The 17,085-nt window shown below is 55.4% G+C and carries 8 protein-coding genes; 5 read left to right on the forward strand and 3 right to left on the reverse strand.

Annotated features, from left to right (window positions below):
* Window positions 1–81: 81 nt before the first annotated feature.
* Window positions 82–3,756 (forward strand): hypothetical protein, encoded by a 3,675-nt coding sequence (locus HOO88_05295; GenBank protein NOU36163.1) that lies wholly within the window; start codon window positions 82–84, stop codon window positions 3,754–3,756.
* Window positions 3,757–3,775: 19 nt separating this feature from the next.
* Window positions 3,776–8,878 carry a hypothetical protein gene (locus HOO88_05300; GenBank protein ID NOU36164.1) on the forward strand — a complete coding sequence of 1,701 codons (5,103 nt, stop codon included), beginning with the start codon at window positions 3,776–3,778 and terminating at the stop codon, window positions 8,876–8,878.
* A gap of 31 nt (window positions 8,879–8,909) precedes the next feature.
* Here HOO88_05300 and HOO88_05305 read toward each other — a convergent pair whose 3' ends face one another.
* From HOO88_05305 to thiF, 3 genes are all read right to left on the reverse strand, one after another.
* Window positions 8,910–9,665, reverse strand: a complete 756-nt coding sequence (locus HOO88_05305; protein ID NOU36165.1) for a HesA/MoeB/ThiF family protein — start codon at window positions 9,663–9,665, stop codon at window positions 8,910–8,912.
* Between the two features lies 1 nt (window position 9,666).
* The gene (locus HOO88_05310; GenBank protein ID NOU36166.1) at window positions 9,667–9,933 is read right to left on the reverse strand and encodes a MoaD/ThiS family protein; all 267 of its coding nucleotides are present in this window, start codon (window positions 9,931–9,933) and stop codon (window positions 9,667–9,669) included.
* Window positions 9,934–10,141: 208 nt separating this feature from the next.
* Complete coding sequence (thiF, locus tag HOO88_05315; GenBank protein ID NOU36167.1) at window positions 10,142–10,942, reverse strand: sulfur carrier protein ThiS adenylyltransferase ThiF; 801 nt, start codon at window positions 10,940–10,942, stop codon at window positions 10,142–10,144.
* A gap of 179 nt (window positions 10,943–11,121) precedes the next feature.
* On the opposite strand from thiF, the gene HOO88_05320 reads away from it, so the two are divergent.
* From HOO88_05320 to HOO88_05330, 3 genes are all read left to right on the forward strand, one after another.
* On the forward strand, window positions 11,122–12,501 hold the full coding sequence (locus tag HOO88_05320; GenBank protein NOU36168.1) for an aspartate ammonia-lyase: 1,380 nt from the start codon (window positions 11,122–11,124) through the stop codon (window positions 12,499–12,501).
* 269 nt (window positions 12,502–12,770) lie between these two features.
* Window positions 12,771–15,491, forward strand: a complete 2,721-nt coding sequence (locus HOO88_05325) for a hypothetical protein (protein NOU36169.1) — start codon at window positions 12,771–12,773, stop codon at window positions 15,489–15,491.
* 29 nt (window positions 15,492–15,520) lie between these two features.
* Complete coding sequence (locus HOO88_05330; protein ID NOU36170.1) at window positions 15,521–17,050, forward strand: arylsulfatase; 1,530 nt, start codon at window positions 15,521–15,523, stop codon at window positions 17,048–17,050.
* The last annotated feature ends 35 nt before the right edge of the window (window positions 17,051–17,085 follow it).

Consider the following 17,085-nt stretch of genomic DNA (forward strand, 5'->3'; position numbering starts at 1 on the left):
TTCCTATTGTTTGAACTGGTGAAACGATTTCCCGTCGGCTATCTTTGCGCGCTCTAAAATCGGTCACGAAAGGAATCTGCCATGTTGCAATACATCGTTCTGATCATCGCCCTGCTGACACTGACCGCCACACTTCGTGCCGCACCAGACACCCGTCCGCCGCTCGGCGGAGGAATTCTTGATGCAGGATTGAATGCCGAATATTTCGCCAATCCTGACCTTTCCGGCAAACCGGCCTTCACCCGGAAAGACATCCGGGTTCGCTTCGACTGGGGCGAAGTTCTGCCGGTGGCAGGATCAACCTCACCCGGTATGAAAAACTTTCCGGTCGATCAGTTTTCAGTCCGCTGGACGGGCCGCATCATGCCGCGCTTTTCGGAAACCTATACCCTCAGCGCGGAATGGGATGAAGGTCTGCGCTGGTCAATCCGCCCGACCGGAGAAACGAAGTGGACCGTACTCATCGATTCGTGGGACAAATCCGGCAAAGCCTCCGCGACATACAAGATGAAGGAAAACACTAGCTACGACACGCTGGTTGAATATCGCGACATTACCGGTGCGGCCAAGCTTGAACTCCGCTGGTCGAGTCCCAGCACGCCGGACGAGCTGCTCGACTGCGCCAGTATGAATGCGCTCGGCGGCACCTCCTATGAAAAAACAATCAACGCGGATGTGTTCCGCTGTTTTAGTCCGTGGGGCGCAAAAGCCAATAAGGAAATTGCGGCCGGAAAATACCCGCTGGAAAACTGGGGCCCCGATGGCTGGTATAACGGCGACTGGACAATGCCCTACTTTAAAATCTCTGCCGGACGCCACCTCTTTTTATTTAACGGCAAGGCAACCGTTACGAGCGGTAAAGCCCGCTTCATCGTCAACGGAGAAAAACTCGATAAGGTGCTACCTTCCGGTACCGGCTACGATCCGGCCAGCAATCTGACCACCGCGCTTGTCGAGCTCATTAATCCGGCAGACGACCGACCGGATCGCTGGGACTTCACCCACACTCAACGCGACGACAAAGCTGCCGTCGGAACCGGAGTGCGCAACATTCGTCTCATGAAACCGATCACACCGGGTTCCGGCGAACCGCACCTGCCGGGCGAAGTGGTCAACCGTACCCAGAAAGACTGGATATCAAATTACACAAACCTCCGTTTCTATTGTGGTCTCGGCGAAAACCGGTGGGAAGACCGCACCCGGCCCGGCGAATACGATCACTTTGCCGCCGATGCGTTGCGCGCAGAACAGCTTAAAGAATCCGGCGGCGGCACAGGTTATGGCAACCTTGAAGACTACATCCTGTATGCCAACGAACTCGGTCGCGACCTCTATCTTTGCGTCAACGGTCACAATCCAGACCCGGACTATTTAAATAAACTCGCACAGGCAATCCGCTACGGAACTGACGGCAAAAATCCCTACACCAACCCCACCGCCAACCCGGTTTATCCGCCGCTCAATCCGAATCTCCGTATCGTGATCGAGTTCTCCAACGAGATATGGAACTACTGGCCCGGTCAGGCAGCGGCGCTTTGCAAAGCCGCCGTGGAGCGCGGCGACGCGGACGGAAAGATTCTCAACTATGACGGCCAATGCCCGCCAACGGGTGACTTTCACCGCTGGCAGGCGCTGAAAACCGTGCAGGTCAGCGACGCATTCCGGACTGTTTTCGGCGACGACGCAATGGGCGACCGTGTGCGCATCCTCGTTTTCGGTCAATACAACGCCACGCGGGTTCTTACCCCCGTTCTTCAGTTCATCGACAACTACTGGAATAACGTCTTTGTCCCTAAAGGAAAAACCGCCAACGTCGCCACCCCGCACCCGGTTAACTATTTCATCTGGGGCGGCGGCGGTGCGACCTATTACGCCAACAGCAACCCGACCGGAAAAATGAACAATTCCCCGCTGCGCGACGGCAGCTTTGAAAATATTGCTGTCGGTTCTGGACAGGTGGTAACCGCACCTTCCGGCAGTGCGTGGACATTTGCGGGAGCCGCCGGAGTGGGCAGCATTGACTATGCAAAACAACCAACTATTCAGCACAAGAGCACGACCCCTGAAACCGTTTCGGCAAAAATGTGGCGGGGATTCAAATTTGCCGTGGGTGACAAAGACATCTACGTCACCGAACTCGGACGACTCATGTTGCAATCTGAACAGGATCAAACATCCCGCATCGTCATAACGGACGAAAACGGAAAACCTGCACATGCCATCGGTGGGGTCAAAATTCCAGGCTGGCAAGGTAAAAAGCTTCCGCCCTCCGGCGAGTATCGTTACTTCAACCTGACACATCGCCTCTCGACCGGAAAAACGATGAGCACCGTTATCAAGCTGGATGCCGGCAAAACATACTACCTGTTCACCGAAGAAATTCCCGGAATAAAAACCATGGGAGTACATGCGGTACAAACAGACTCTGCGATTAAAATTCTTGGCGCGGCACAGGCCGACGGAGCCGCCAAACGCGAGAATCTCGCCAACATCAAACTGGTGCAGGAAGGCTCCGTCGCGCTCGGCGGCGGCGACCTCCACTATAAAGCGGGCGGCCTCGCAATCGCCAATCTATCCGGCATGCCGCCCCTCGCCGAAAAACGAACCGGCATTGACGGAAAAAATGTTCTCCTGATGGCTCCGGGCGGAATCATCCGTCAGGAAGTCGATTTCGCCAAAGCCGATGTGTATGCCCTTAACTGGGTCGCCGGAGCCAAGATCAGCAATAACCAGACGTTGCCAATGATCGATCTCTATGTGGACGGCAAGAAAGTCGGTGAAAGCTCTAAGGTTGACTTCCCCGGTATGGCGGATGGTTCCTCAGACATTTTCACCATCAGCGCCCCGGGCAAACACGTCATTGAGCTGCGGGCCGTCGCGTCCGGCGGAAAAATGGCCGTCAATACGCCCGCGTTCCTTGACAAGATCAACCTCGCCAGCATCACCGCCTTTTTCGGCCTGCCCGGCTACACGGCTTTCCCTAACGCCGGCGACGCCGACGGTGAAATTAAACAGGACTGGTACCTGCGCAATATCGCTGCGGTTAATATGGCGCTCTGTTACGGATTGGAATCCTCCAGCTATGAAGGCGGCTGGGCGCTCGGCGGCGATTTTATCCGCAGTCCTTTCATGGACTACGCAAACTTCAACGCTCCCGAAACCGCCGGTGCTGAGGAGAAAATGCTGGATATCTGGACCACCCTTGGCGGCTGGGATTTCCAGCGCCATTACGCCCAGATTTCCGGCAAGGATGATTTGGAGGCCGCCCGCTTTGCTGACTTCCCTCTCGTCAAAGGCGTCATCGCGCACAATCGCCGCCTGCCGCTCCTGCCCGGCACTCCGGGAATCCTGCCGGAACGCATTCCGCAAAACGGCATCCTTCTTCCCGGAACGCTCACGCTGACAAATTACACCTTCACCGCCGGTGTCGGGCCTTCTGAAATAAGCAACCAGCCCGGCGATAAACTGGCGGTCACCCGGCTCACGGCACTGGACACTCCCGATGCAATCGAAATGCGCTGGATGTCCTGGAACGTGATCGCCCCGGCCACCGGCGAATACAACATTGCAGTCAAAACCGGCGGCGGCGGACGTTTCGAACTCCTCCTCAAGGAATCTCAGGTCGTTACAGGAAACAGCGGTCAGCCGGTCACTGCAAAACTGAAACTCACTCGCGGTTTACATACGCTTAAAATAAAATGCCTTGATGGATCGTTTAACGTCGGAAGTATTCAGATCACTCAGGGAACTAACTAAAAACAATCGGGATAACACCATGAAAATATCGATCAGGACTCTCCTCGCCGGCTCCGCCATCGCTTTTTCACTTTCGGTTTCCGCCGAATCCATCTGGATTGAATCGGAATCAATTCCGGAAAAACCCGCCGCCGCCTCCACAGGCTGGTCGAAGCCCGAATGGCTTTCCGGCAAAAGCACCCTTACCCTCAATCTCGCAGCAAAAGATGTTGCCGCGACCATTCCCGAAGACGGACTCATTCTTAAATACCCGTTCACTGTAAAAACATCCGCTGACTTTACACTCTGGAACCGCCTCGCTTTCGAAAACAACCGTACTCCTTTTGAATGGCGCGTTGACAACGGCTCATGGCAGATCAACTCACAGAAAGAACAACCCGTTTGCAACGTTCAGGAACTTGCGTTCTGGAGCCCCATCGGCTGGTCACGCATGGGAAGTGTTCCGCTTAACGCCGGATCGCACACGCTCGAAATCCGCCTCACCCGTCCAAAGAAAAGCGCTGAAAAAAATTCCGGCGATTTGCGCTATATCTCCGATGCCATCCACATCACCAGCGAAGAGTTTCAACCGAACTTCCGCTTTAAGCCCGGCGAAAAATTTCAGAATGAGGCCGCTCTCAGTACGTCCACAAACCGCTTCAGTTTACCGGCGGAAAATGCAGCCAGTCCCCGGCGTACGCTCGACCTGACCGGCCTCTGGCAGTTCGCGCCCTACGACGAAATTGGCGAAATTTCTGAAGCCTCCCGCGTGGCTGGCACGGACATCTATCCTGATGTCGCCCGTCTTAGCTGGTACGGCATTCCGGTTCCCGGCGACCGTAACAGTCTGCTTCCGGAAACCCGTTACGCCCACCGCTTTGTTCTCCGCACTCAGGTGAATGTTCCGGCCGACGCAAAAAACAACGGCTTCCAGCTTGAATTCGAGTGCCTCAGCATGATTTCCACCCTCTTTGTTAACGGTCAGAAAATCGGCGACTTCAGCGTTCCGAAAAGCCGCTGGCTAGTGGATGTCACCCAAGCCGTCAAGCCCGGTGCTGCCAATGAAATCCTGCTTGTCGTCAAAGATACCTACTACGCCATCGCTCCCAGTAAAAATAACGGCACCATCCGCCGAACACAGTATCTTCCGGATCGTCTGTTCAACGGCAACCAGGGCACCACATCGCGCATGGACTTCCCCGTTGCCAACGGCCACGACGAAGCAGGCATCCTCGACACCGCACGACTCATTGCGACCCGCGCGCCGGTCGCCGTTGTTGATACCTTCGTGAAACCGTTCCCGATTACAAAAAAGAAAATCGATTTTGATGTCACCCTGCACAACTCCGGCAGTATGTCCGTCAACGCCACTCTCCGCCTTTTCATCCGTTCCTGGCCGGAAGGCAAAACGGTTGCCACAGTCGGCGAAACAAAACTTTTCGTTCCCGTCGGCGGCAATGCCGCCACGACTCTGGAAACGCCTTCAGCTCCGCTCACCCTCTGGTGGACATTCCAGCCCGCATTGTATGAACTGGTGACCGAGGTCTCCGTCAACGGCCAGCCCGCCGATACACACATCACCCGTTTCGGTAACCGGGAGTGGGAAATCCGGGGCAATAAGTTTTATCTCAACGGCGTCGCCCAGCATCTCCGTGCCGACCTCACTTATGAGAGCGTAAAGAAAAAAACCGATCCCGCCGTGATTGTCAAAACGTGGAAAGAAATCGGTGTAAATATGTTCCGCCGCCGTTTCCAGTTTCCATGGAACGGCATGGGGCCCAACCAGACCCTTGCGTGGATGGACGAAGTCGGTATGCCGGTACGCATGAACGGCGGAACCTTCGATGGACAGGTTGGTTCCTACGGCCTTGTCGAAGGATCCGGCAAAGGTAAAGAGCGTTCCGCCCGCAAAGCTCTCTTTGAACGCTGGCGCTCGCAAATGCTTAACGGCGTGAACACATTCAAAAATCATCCGTCCGTCTTCATCTGGGAACTCGATAACGAGATCGTTTACATCAACTCCCGCAATTTCGGCACACTCGATCAGGTTGAGCCTGAATTCACGACAACCGCCAAAGCGGTTGCCGCCATGGATCCAACCCGCTCCACCGTTCTCGGCGGTGCCCGCGCCCTCCGCGACGAATCGATGCCCACCTACGGTATTCATTATTTCGAAACGGAAGATCGCGACTATCCCGACGAAGCCTACACCGGAGATATCGCGCTGAAACTAGAAGGCTCTGACAAGAAACGCACTTGGCCGGTACACTTTGACGCTAAGCCGATATTCTTCAGCGAAACAGCCTTTCTCCCCGGACGTAACCCGGCGCAATTCTCCGCCGTCGGTGGCGAAACCACCTTTCTTGGAAAATATGAATCACGTTTCGCCGCCGGAAAAATTGCCTCCTGGCTGGCCGAGGGCTACCGCTGGAAAGGTTATGCCGCCAACCATTTCTGGTTTGGAAAAGATTTCACAGATGGCAGTTACACCTATGCTTGGCAGCCCGTAGCAATTCTCCACAGAGAATGGAATGCCACCTTCGCCCCTGGCCAGGCCGTCACCCGCAGCCTCCGCGTCTATAACGACCTGCCCGACACCCGCCCCATCACCGCAACATGGACACTTGAAGTCGGCGGGAAATCTGTCACTACCGAAAGCAAGAATTTCACTGTCGCCCCCGGAACATTCGAACCTTGGAATATTCAGTTCACCATGCCCGCCAGTGCCGCCGAACGCACGGAAGGCCGACTTCTTCTCACCGCCGTCCGCGCTGGCGAAAAAGTTTTTGAACACGCACTTCCGGTTACGCTCATCCCCGATCCAAAACCGGCCGCTGTTTCGCTGAAGGGCACCCTTGTCGTTTGGGATCCGAAAGGCACAGCCGTCGCCCGGCTCCGTGCCAGCGGCTTCCAGCAAATCAAGGAAGTGAGCACGCTCGCCGAAGTGCCGGATCAATTCGGCCTGCTCGTCGTCGGAAAAAACGCGCTCAGCCAGAAGGATTCCACCGACCGCCGCTGGCAGGCTCTGGCCGCCGCCGGTAACAAGATTATCGTCCTTGAGCAGGAATATCCGCTCCACTTCCAGGCCGTTCCTGCCGACTTTGAAACCACCGACCATGACGGTCGCATCAGCTTCGCGCAAAACCTCGAACATCCTGTCTTCAAGGGACTCCGGCAGGATGATCTCTCGTTCTGGGGCAGCGACCACATCGTTTATCGCCATGCCCTGCGCAAACCAACACGCGGCGCCGTTTCGCTCGTTCAGTGTGACGATCAGCTCGGCGACACGGCCTTGGCTGTCGCCGAAGTGGATAAGGGACTGCTCGTAATGAGCCAGCTCGCCATCGGTGAAAAACTGACCACAGAAGTCGTCTGCCGCCGCCTGTTCGACAACCTTATCGCCTATGCAGCCGGATATCAAAAAGTTGTCCGTTCGGTACAGACAACCATTGAGAACCCGCAGACCGCCGCCGCCATCAGCGCGGTCGGCGTTTCCTCGAAACCGGCCGCCGATCCGGTCGCCGCACTCAAATCCGGCGGGATCGTCATCGTCGACGGCACCAAAGCCAACCTCGAAAAACTCGGCAGTGCCGCCGCTGACCTCGCGGCATTTTTTGCCGGAGGAAACTATCTGATGGTCATAAACGTCACGCCCGACTCGCTGGCCGCGTTTAATAAACTGGTCGGCTACGAACACGTCCTGCGCCCATTCCGGCAGGAACTCGTCCGCTTTCCAGTCGTCCCCAATCCGCTCACCGCCGGCCTTACCCTGCGCGACGTAGTTATGACTAACGGAAAACGTTTCCAGGTATTCAACCGCGACGAATGGCCCGCCGACGATGCCTTCGACTACATCGCTGATCTGGATGACATCGCGCCGTTCGCCGAGTTTCCGTCACCCGATTATTTTGGTTTTAAAGTCACCGGCCCCGGTACCGACCAATGGCCGCTCAATATGGTAAACGGGTTCACCCATGCGACCCATTGGAAACTGGCCTTCAGTATTTGGGTGGGTGACGGGGTTCCCAAACCCTTCACGCTCACCCTGCCGAAGGAAGAGACCGTCACCGGTTTCACGATCATCCCCACACGCACGTATCTCACGATCACCAAGCTCCGCCTCACCTTCGACGGAAATCCCGCCACCGCTCAGGAACTCACACTCTCTGATGATCCTATTTCAAACTTCCAGCTTAAGCCGCAGCGTGCCAGCAAAATCGAGATCGGCGTGTTGGAATGGACGGGTGACAGTCAACAGCCGCTTGTTGGCATTGATAACATAAACATCACAGTTGCGCGCCCGGCCGACTTTACTCAGAAAGTCCGACCCATGCTCAATATCGGCGGGCTCATCGAATATCCGCGCGGCAAAGGCGGCATCATTCTCAACCAGTACGTTTTCCGGCCGCAGGAATCCAATCCGGTCAACGCCGAGAAAAAAAGAACCCTGCTCGCCTCCCTGCTGCGCAATCTTGGCGCGGACTTCGGCGGACAAAAAACCGCCGTGGCCGGTTTTAATCTCGTCTATCAGCCGCTCAGTCTCGAAGGTGCGGCCAATCTTTATCTGACTACAGTTCAAGGCTGGTCAGCCAAGGGCGGCGACCTGTCCGGCCTGCCGCGCGGCGAAAACACCTTCGCCGGCGTCCGTTACCAGATTCGCGACTTCAGCACATCGCCGCTTGAAAGCGGAGTAACCCTGAAGCATCCAAAACTCAAGAGCAACGCCGAGAGCGAAACCGTAACCATCCCGGTCAATACCAAGGCCGACAGTCTCTTCTTCCTGCACACCTTCCTCCAGACCAAGGAATGGAAATCCACGAAAAACGACGATGAAGCACCGGTGCTCTTTCAATATGTCGTGAGCTATGAAGACGGCACGAAGCTACCGATCGAAATCACGCTTAATAGCAACGTCAGCAACTGGCTCCAGGCTAATCCATCCGCTTTGTCCAATGCCGAAGCCGCCTGGATCGGCCCCGCCGCAAGCGAAGGCGGAAGCCGTCCGACGCTTTATCAGTTCCAATGGAATAATCCACAGCCTGCGAAACAGATTGTCAGCGTGGAGCTTTCCTACGCTGAAAAAGGCAAAGACTTTGGTGCGCCTGTTCTTCTCGGTCTGACCACCGCTCAGGTTCAGAAATAACGACCGTCTCCCGCGGCGGCGCTTAAGGTTCTTAAGCGTCGCATTTCCCGCAGACCGGACAGCCGGGGCGGCGGACAGCAGGAATGCGCTGAAAAGTCATGTTGCGTGAATCGTAATAGAGAATCGTTCCCGCCAGCGTCTTGCCGAACCCGGCGATCACCTTGATTCCTTCCACGGCGGCAATCGCCGCAGCAATGGATGAAACCGCGCCCAGCACCGGGAACTCGCGTTTCCAGTTCGGCGGAGTTTCCGGATAAATACAGGCGAGGCACGGCGTCTTCCCCGGCAGGATCGTTGTAACCTGCCCTTCGAGTTCAAACATCGCCGCTTCAACCATCGGCTTGTTCTGCTCAACACAGGCGCGGTTCATTGCAAAGCGTTCAGAGAAAAGCGGAGCACAGTCGAAAACAATGTCGGCCTTCGCTACCAGCGCATCGACATTCTCTTCAGTAATATTTTCCGGAACCGCCTCAATCTCCATGCGCGGATTAAGTTCCAGCAGACGGCGTTTGGCGCACTCTGCACGCGGCTTGCCGAGCCAGTCATGCGTCATCAGAATCTGGCGGTTTAAATCGCTGTGCTTCACATTTCCGCCGTGGGCGATGATCAATTTACCGATCCCCGCCGAAGCGAGGTGATAGCAAAGCGGCCCGCCGAGTCCGCCGCAGCGGCTCACCAGCGCGGTTGCGCCTTTAAGTTTTTCCTGACCGGCCTCGCCGAGTCCGTCAATCCACATCTGCCACTCATAGGTGGCTTTTTCTTCGTCGTTTAATGGAATCGGCTTCATATCAACCTCCGGCGACCGGACTGAAAACCTGCACGCAGTCACCATCGTTCAGTTTATGGTCTGGCGCAACCGGGACTTCATTCACGACGAGAAGAATCACCGGACGGAGCGCGCCGGATTCGTCAAAAAGAAGACTCTTAAATTCATCGCCGTGTTTCAGCGTTTTCAGCGCGGCAAGCACCGTTGCGCCGTGCGCCACATCGACCGTCTCCGATTCCACCCCGGCTTTCTTCCGGATCTGCGCAAAGTAGGTAATTTTTATTTTCATATTTATGACCCCTAAGACACTAGAACCTATCCCAAAGCCTCCGCCGCGTGAGGGCACGCGGCCTACAGTATAGAAGTTTCCTCAAAAAAATTGTAGGCCCGGTCCCCGACCGGGCGCAAAACGAGCTTGGAATAGGTTCTGAAGACCAAGATTACAAAATAGCCGACTTCAAGCCATCCCATTGCTTCGTTTCTTTGGGTCTTTGCGGTCATCCTTTTTCCACAATCAGCCGTAGGGCAAGGTTCGCCTGCATGGATGCAGCGATGCCGACCCGCGGAGCCATCAGTCCGCAGCCGGGCCGTGCGCCGGTTTCCAGATCGCCGACGACATAGATATTCTTTCCCATCTTCTTCACGACGATCGTTTCTTCCGGCCCGTATCCGGCAAGGCCGGATGCGGTAATCAGCGGAACATCCGGCTTCCGCGCGGCGAACGTCTGCATCAGCATCACCTTCTGGTCGGCGCGGTCGAACGCCTCAATCATTACGTCCACATTTTCAAACATCGGGAAAAGATTATCCGGCGTCAGTTTTACCGTATGCGCTTCAACTTCGACGTACGGATTGATTTTCCGGAGATTGGCAACCAGCGCGTCGGTTTTAAGCAGACCGAGCTGATCGACGAAATATTGCTGGCGGTTCAGATTGCTCGGCTCGACCACATCAAAGTCGGCGATAATCAATCGGCCAACGCCGACTCGCGCCAGCGCTACGGCAATCGCTGAACCAAGTCCACCGAGCCCGGCAATACCAACGGACGCCGCTTTGACTTTGGCATGAACGCCCGGCGTATGACGTGATGCCATCAACGCTTCGAGTTCGTCCGCCGACGGCGCTTCGCCGCGTTTAATCAGACAGACCTCATCGCCACCGGTCAGCGGCGCGTCCGCGCTCATCGCCGCGCCGTTCAGAATAACGACATCGGCCTCCGGCTTAACGCGCTGACGCAACCCAAACAGCGTCTCGCCCGTACCGACCTCAATCGCCCGTTCATTGAGTTTTATTTTCACAGCACCATTGTTACCCCGATTAGCCGGTTCTGGCAAACCGTTTGCCTTCCGTAAGTCAGAATGCAATCAACACCGCCGAACTGCGCGATCCCGGCTTCGGCGAGGCCCGCAAGAGTGTCCTTCCCGCATAAGAGATTACGGTTTTTGCGTTTCAATCCGGGGCCGAGACAGTTAAAAGTATGCGCATGAGAAAAGAAAAGGATTCCCTCGGCGAACTGAATGTACCGGACGATGCGCTGTACGGCGTACACACCTGCCGGTCGATTGAAAATTTCCACATGGCGGGCGAAAAACTTCCGCTGGAACTGATTTATGCCATCGTTCAGCTTAAACAAGCCTGCGCCGCCGCCAACGCCCAGCTGGGTCTGCTTCCGCACGAAAAGGCCGTTGCCATCGCCGCTGCCTGCGGCGAAGTGCTGAGCGGCAAGTTTAACGACCAGTTTCCGATCGATGTTTTTCAGGCCGGCTCCGGTACGTCGAGTAACATGAACGTCAACGAGGTGCTGGGCAATCTGGCCGCTGAAGCGCTCGGCGGAAAGCGCGGCGACCGCAAGACGGTTCATCCGAACGACGACGTCAATATGGGCGAGTCCACCAACAATGTTTTCCCGTCGGCGATCCGCGTCGCGGCAGTTGAACTGTCCGGCCTTCTTTTCCAAACTCTGGAAGGTCTGATTGCGTCGCTGGATAAAAAGGCTGACGAATTTTCCAATGTCTGGAAAACCGGCCGGACGCACTTGCAGGACGCGGTTCCGATGACGCTGGGTCAGGAATTCGCCGCCTGGGCGAATGCGCTGCGCAAAGCGGAACGCCGCGTCGCCTGCGCCTGTATGGATTTGATGGAACTGGGAATCGGCGGCAATGCCATCGGCACCGGCGTGAACACGCCCGCCGCATTCCGCGGTGAAATCATCAGGGCACTGAATCAGGCGACCGGACAGGAATACCGCGCCGCGACGAACGGCATTGAGATTACGCAGTTTCTTTCCGACCTCGGCGCGTTTTCCGGCGCGCTGAAAATGCTGGCGCTCGACATCAATAAAATCGTTAACGACTTGCGCCTGCTCGCTTCCGGCCCGAATACCGGCTTCGGCGAAATTCTGCTTCCGCCGGTCGAGCCGGGTTCATCCATTATGCCGGGCAAGATCAATCCGAGCATCTGCGAAGCCGCCAATATGGCCTGCCTGCAAGTCGTCGGCAACGACGCGGCGGTCTCGATGGGCTGCGCGGCCGGTCAGCTGGAGCTGAACACGCATATGCCGCTGGTCGGCACCAATATCGTTAAGTCGCTCCGGATTCTGACGAAGGCCTGCGACGCGCTGGATAAAAAGTGCGTACGCGGCATCACCGCCAACGAAGCGGTTTGCCGGAAATATTTTGAGAACAGCGCCGGATTGCCGACGATTTTGAACCCGGTGCTGGGCTACGACAACGTCGCCGAACTGGTGAAAGAAAGTCTCAAGACCGGCAAGACGCTGGCGGAACTGGTGCGCGAGAAAAAGCTGATGCCGGAAAAAGAGTTCGCCGCCCTGCTAGCCCGATCTAACCGTGCTGGCTAAATCAAAAAATTGCGGCCGCGTCTTTTGGATGGTCGCCGGCCTGACGACCACGGACAGCGAGGCCGCTGTCCCTCCATTTCTATCCAGCTCATAGCCTCACCATTTCAAACTCCGGGTGGGTCTGAATTGGCGCGGAGCGCAGCGGGTTTCTGAGCGCTTAGAAATTATTCATTCGGGTTTTCATGCAATAAATTAGATTGGTAATGCGTTTGTGGCACCTGTAGAGTCCGCGCCCGACCTCAGTTAGATCAACCATCCGGAGAGTACTTATGTCCCTACGAATGCACCATGATGACCGTCTGTTGTTCGTTTCTTTGCTTTTCCTGTTCTCAATGGCCTCCGGTCTCCGTGCCGGCCCGCAATCTCCGGCCCAGTTTGAGGTCGGCACAAAGGTTTCTGTACCGGCAGACCGAATGATGCCGATCGGGTTTATGAGTTTTTGCGAGCCGACTGGTGCGCTGAAGATACAAAACAATACGATTTTCGATTTCGCCGGCAATGAACCCGGTTTTCATCATGCCTTTGGTCTGGCCAAGGAAACCGTAGAGAGCGGTAAACGGGTGCGTTTAGACGGTGGGATGCTGAACCGGACGGCGAATTATTATAACGGCTGCTGGGCTCGCATCTACCGCATTGTGAACAAACAAGGTCAGTCGTTGCCACCGTCTACCAAGCAGAGCACAGATGGATCTTACTACCTTGACTTAAAGGATGCAGATCGCGTTGTATTCGTTGGCAGACGGCAAATTTTACCCCAAAACGGCTACGTTATTGAATCGAAGTCAAAGCCGTTCGTATCTGCTTTTCACTTTGCTGACGGCCCGGAGATTAAGCTCTGGGACGGTGTTTTTATCGAAAAAGTAGCTGATGCGAGTCCGTTGACGGATACACAGGACGGCGGTGAACATGTTTTCGTAAAAGATGTTGGAGAAAAGAGCGACTGGAGCCCGCTCGATAAAACCGACGCAGAAACACTGCGCATCGACATTGTATCGCATAGCGGCAAGCTCCCGGAAGGAGTCGATTTCGGCAAGGGTTGCCTGCGTGTGGCGATGACAAACGGGGAACACGGCATTAAGCAGACGCTCTTTGCCGGTATAGACGACAACTGGTACGGGCAGTTGTATCCCGGCCAGAAATACCGGCTTGAAGTATGGATGAAACAAACCGGTCTCGCCGACGGCGGTACGATTCGCTTCGGCATGGCGGGGAAAATGTATCCGGATGTGAAAACGGAATTCACCGTGACCGGAGAATGGAAAAAATACACCTACGACTTCATCGGCCCGGAATTCCCCGGGAAAAAAGAGCAGCCCGATGGCCCGGCGTTCCGGGCCACAGGACCGGGAACCTTGTGGATGGATAATGCCCGCATATTTGCCTGGTATGAACCGGCGGATTTAGAAAAACCGTTTGTGCCGGTTCGTCAGCTCGTGGAAGAAATGCGCAACTCCCAGCCAGCCACGGGCGTAAAGGGGTTTATCCGGGGCTGGGCCGCCCAACCGTCGCGTTCAATGGACTCGATCCTTAGCTATTACACGAGCGGATACCCCACCGTTCCTGTCATGAAGTTCATGAAAGAGGAAACGATTCCGGTACATCTAGCCTACTGCGAAGCAACCGGCATGAATCCATGGATTACAGTTAATGTGTTTTATACCGAAGAGGACTGGCTGGCTTTATTTGAATATCTCGCCGCGCCGTATGATCCGGCCAAGGATACGCCAAAGAGTAAGCCATGGGCTTACCGCCGTACACAGCATCGCGGAAATAATACACCGTGGGTCGATACGTTTGACAAAATCCTTTTCGAACTCGGTAATGAAAACTGGCACAATCGGGCCAATCCGGAATGGGTTGGATTCGGCCGAGCGGGCTGGGTACATAGCGAAGGATTGCAATACGGCCTGTTTGGAAAATATATGTTTTCGACCGTTACCGAACAATCGCCGTGGTGGAAAACAACCGGACTGGAAAAGAAAGTTATTTTCAATCTGGGCGGTAATTATTCCGCCGCGTTGGATAATAACGGGAACCCGTCCGGCTATGGTCCGGATTCTATGCGCGGCGGCTGGCCGATCTCGAAGATGAGCAGTATGGCGCTTTACGTCGGCCCGAAATGGGAAATGAAGGAGATATCTGAGTCGAGCGCCAGCGATGAAGTGTATCAAAAAACTCTCCTAGCCTATCAAATGGGCATGCGTGAAAACGTGCTGAACACGGCCAAGGCCAGAGGAAAAATGAAAGAGCTGGGGTTTGATTATGACCTCGTCTCCTATGAAGGCGGCCCGGCGGGATATGGCGGGGGAACAACTAAACCGACTCCTGAAGAAAAGAACACCGTCCTTGCTCTAGGCCATTCACTTGCCATGGGTCTGACTGCCATGGATTGCTGGCTGGATGCCTACCGCTACGGCTGGGTCGCACACTGTCTTTACGCCTCAAAACAGGGCGATGCGTGGTCTAATCACACCATGATGGGCAACGGCTTTCGGCCGACTCCGGCATGGCAGGCGATGACGCTCAGTAATCATGAATTGCGCGGCGACATGATGGATGTCAAAGACAAGAACGTTCCGACTCTAACCAGACAGGTGTTAGACAAAAAAGGAATTCCTACCAAAGACGGAAAAACCATGGATTATCCACTGGTGCGTTGCTATCCGTTCCAGCAGGGCGACCGCTGGGCCGTAACGCTTCTCTCGCTGAAGATGCCGGGTCAACATGACGGAATGGATTTCGGCAACGGCAGCACACCGTGCAGCATCGCCCTGCCCTTCCAGAAAGCAGCAAAGATTAGTCTTGTCAAATTGCAGGGAAATCCCCGGGACACGAACGATCAGGAGTTGAAGGTGAAGCCGGAACGCATTGAACTACCTGCGTCGGTATTGCAAGGCGGAGTTCTGACGGTCAATACCGCCAGCGGCAGTACACTGGACGGGCTTCCTTGCGGCAGCATGTATGTCTATGTCTTTGAAGGCGTAAAATAAAAAGGCGCGGTATGAAACATTGCGACTTTATGCGAGGTCTGATTGTTGGCGCCGGAGCACTGGTTATTCCACAGTTATCCACGGCCAGCTCGAACCAAAAACCGCCGAACATCATGATCATCGTGGCCGATGATATGGGATTCTCGGATCTCGGCTGTTACGGCGGAGAAATTTCAACGCCGAATCTGGATCGGCTGGCCGCCAACGGCCTGCGGTTCACGCAGTTTTATAACACCGCCCGGTGCTGGCCGACCCGCTCCAGCATTATGACCGGCTACTATGCCCAGCAGGTCGGAATGGATCCTTCATACGGCCAGTTCCCGGCGTGGGCGCGCCTGATACCGCAACAGCTTCAGACAGCAGGCTATCGAAACTATCACTCCGGAAAGTGGCATATATTTAACGCCAAAAATCCGGTTAATGACGGCGGCTTCGACCTGAGCGGCGGTGCATGGATTTCCACAAACCATGGCTCCGACACCATCGCCGAACATGCCATCGAGTGCTTGAAAGATCACGCATCCAAACATGCGGATGCACCCTTCTTTTCATACGTCTGCTTTACCGCTCCGCACTTCCCTCTGCTGGCAAGCCAGGAGGATATCGCGAAATACAAAGACGTTTACAAAGAAGGATGGGATGTAATCCGTGAACGCCGCTGGCAGAAACAGCTACAGCTCGGCATTGTAAACTGTGCGCTGTCCACACCTGAAAAAGACCTCCTCCCGCCAGGATTTAATCCAAGCTGTCTCAAGACCTACGGTCCGGGTGAGATTGAACACGCCGTTCCATGGAACGATCTGACTGACAAACAGAAAGAGTTTCAGGCCATGAAGATGTCGATTCATGCCGCGTCGATAGATCGGATGGATCGCGAGATCGGACGGATTCTTGACCAGCTTACTGCAATGAAAGCTCTGGATAACACACTGATTTTCTTTCTGTCAGACAACGGCGCCAGCGCGGAAATGATGATCCGTGCCGGCGGGCACAATCCATCTGCCGCGCCTGGTTCTCAGGAAACCTTTCTATGTCTCGGCCCGGGCTGGTCAACCTGCGCGAATACGCCGTTCCGCCGTCATAAAATCTGGGTTCATGAGGGCGGCATCTCTACACCGCTGATTGCGCACTGGCCGAACGGTATCGCCGCCCGCGGTGAGTTGCGGCGCGACATCGGACATTGCGTGGATTTTGCGCCAACGGTTTACGATGCCGCTGGTTGCAACCCGGCTGATATCGGCGCGCCGCCGTTCCCCGGGCGCAGTCTGCTTCCGGCCTTTGCGCGAGATGGAAGCGTTACGCATGACTACCTGTTCTTCAAACATCAGGGCAACTTCGCGTTACGAATCGGCGACTGGAAAGTTATCGAAACCGGTGGCGATAATTGGGAACTGTACGATCTGTCCAAGGATCGCTGCGAAATGGTTAATCTGGGCGGACAGCAACCGGATCGGCTGAGAGCCATGGTTCAACAGTGGAAGAAGCTGGATGCAGAATTTACCGCGCAGGCCGGAACGCCGCCACCAAAGAAACCGGGCGCAAAGAAAAACGAGGAGTAGTCAAATAGGCCTCTAAGCAAATAGTTTGACACTTA

The sequence above is a fragment of the Kiritimatiellaceae bacterium genome (genome assembly GCA_013141415.1).
In the GTDB taxonomy this organism is placed as follows: Bacteria; Verrucomicrobiota; Kiritimatiellia; order Kiritimatiellales; family Tichowtungiaceae; genus Tichowtungia.

Bases quoted from the DNA above. Each gene is read 5' to 3' on its own strand.
- HOO88_05295 (NOU36163.1), top strand. From the start codon at position 82: ATGTTGCAATACATCGTTCTGATCATCGCCCTGCTGACACTGACCGCC.
- HOO88_05300 (NOU36164.1), top strand. From the start codon at position 3,776: ATGAAAATATCGATCAGGACTCTCCTCGCCGGCTCCGCCATCGCTTTT.
- HOO88_05305 (NOU36165.1), bottom strand. From the start codon at position 9,665: ATGAAGCCGATTCCATTAAACGACGAAGAAAAAGCCACCTATGAGTGG.
- HOO88_05310 (NOU36166.1), bottom strand. From the start codon at position 9,933: ATGAAAATAAAAATTACCTACTTTGCGCAGATCCGGAAGAAAGCCGGG.
- HOO88_05320 (NOU36168.1), top strand. From the start codon at position 11,122: ATGCGCATGAGAAAAGAAAAGGATTCCCTCGGCGAACTGAATGTACCG.
- HOO88_05325 (NOU36169.1), top strand. From the start codon at position 12,771: ATGTCCCTACGAATGCACCATGATGACCGTCTGTTGTTCGTTTCTTTG.
- HOO88_05330 (NOU36170.1), top strand. From the start codon at position 15,521: ATGCGAGGTCTGATTGTTGGCGCCGGAGCACTGGTTATTCCACAGTTA.